Annotated in this window: 1 protein-coding gene; it reads right to left on the reverse strand. The window is 55.2% G+C overall.

What is annotated here, in order from left to right; genetic code table 11:
* Positions 1-262 precede the first annotated feature (262 nt).
* Positions 263-1,309 (reverse strand): IS110 family RNA-guided transposase, encoded by a 1,047-nt coding sequence (locus DDZ17_RS22180; protein ID WP_116369217.1) that lies wholly within the window; start codon positions 1,307-1,309, stop codon positions 263-265.
* Positions 1,310-1,416 lie beyond the last annotated feature (107 nt).

Raw genomic sequence — 1,416 nt, forward strand, 5'->3', positions numbered from 1 at the left:
CCCCGTGTATGGACTCCTCCTCGTTTGCAAGGGGTTTGATGTCAGGCAGTAGGATCGATTGCTCACGTGTATTCGGCCTCATATTCGTGCCACAGAGTGCCACGGGGCCTTGATGGGCTGTTCGCGCGCTGGCTCCCAAACGTTTAGACGGGTTTACCACCCTTCGGGGGACACGGGGTTTGCCAGTGCCGGTTCGACCTGTTTACCGTCAGTCAGACTCCTTCGCAATCGGTGACAGGGTTAACTCTTTTACCAGGCCAGACTATTGCGCTGGCAATGCTTGGCCAGACCACTCTGGAGCGTATTCACTGCCGTTTCGTACTAGCGCCCATGCGATTCGAGCAGTCTTGTTCGCTAACGCGACAATTACAACATTGGGATGCCGCCGTTCGAGAAGCTCATTGATCCATCGGCTCAAGGGATCGGTCTTACCTTTAGCGGCGTACACTGCCGACCTGGCACCATGTATCAGCACGGTACGTAAATACGCATCACCCCGCTTGCTAATACCCAAAATACGCTCCTTGCCTCCAGTACCGTGGTGCTTGGGTGTCAAACCGAGTGTAACTGCGAAGTCACGCCCCTTGGTAAACCCATCGCCAGACCCCAGCGTCGCCACCAGTGCCGTAGCAATGACCGGGCCTACCCCTTGCAGCGCCATCAGCCGCCTTGCTGCCGGTAGTTCCTTGGCCATAATCGCAATTTCAGCGTCGTATTCTTCAACCCTGGCATCGAGGTAACGCAGATCGTCGGCGAGACGCGCCAAGAGTCTGCGGAAGCGATCACTCAGCCCGTTTTCCGCATCTTCCAACCAGCAGGGCAGAGCAGCGCGCAGAGCGTGAATGCCTTGCGGTGCGATCAGGCCATATTCGCCAACCAGACCACGTATCTGATTGGCCTTTGCCGTGCGCTGCTTTACCACTTCAGAGCGCACACGATGAATCGCCTGAATGTCTTGCTGCTCAATCGATTTGAGTGCGACAAAACGCATGGAGGGCCGACTCATCGCTTCACAGATCGCTGCCGCATCATTACGATCACTTTTGTTGCTTTTCACATATGGCTTTACAAACTGCGGGGCTATCAATTTGACCTGATAACCGCGTGCGATTAGTTGTCGACCCCAATGGTGCGCGCCAGAACAGGCTTCAAGCCCGATTTCAGCGCCAGAGGGGACACGGTGCTGTATCTCGGCAAGCCATGTGCTTCGTTTTAGATTCTTCCGCCAGACAGGTCGTTCGCGGCTATCGACACCGTGAACCTGAAAGACGTTTTTTGCCAAATCTACGCCGACTCGAATAATCTGCATGTTGGGCTCCTCCTCTCTCGTGACTGGTCTCCAACACTTCCAGTCTGGCACTTAGATGCCGAATATGGGTGAGGAGGAGTCCATCCCATTGTTTATGGGGTAGAGCC

This window comes from Parahaliea mediterranea, from assembly GCF_003402235.1.
Classification (GTDB): Bacteria; Pseudomonadota; Gammaproteobacteria; order Pseudomonadales; family Halieaceae; genus Parahaliea; species Parahaliea mediterranea.

Bases quoted from the DNA above. Each gene is read 5' to 3' on its own strand.
- DDZ17_RS22180 (WP_116369217.1), bottom strand. From the start codon at position 1,309: ATGCAGATTATTCGAGTCGGCGTAGATTTGGCAAAAAACGTCTTTCAG.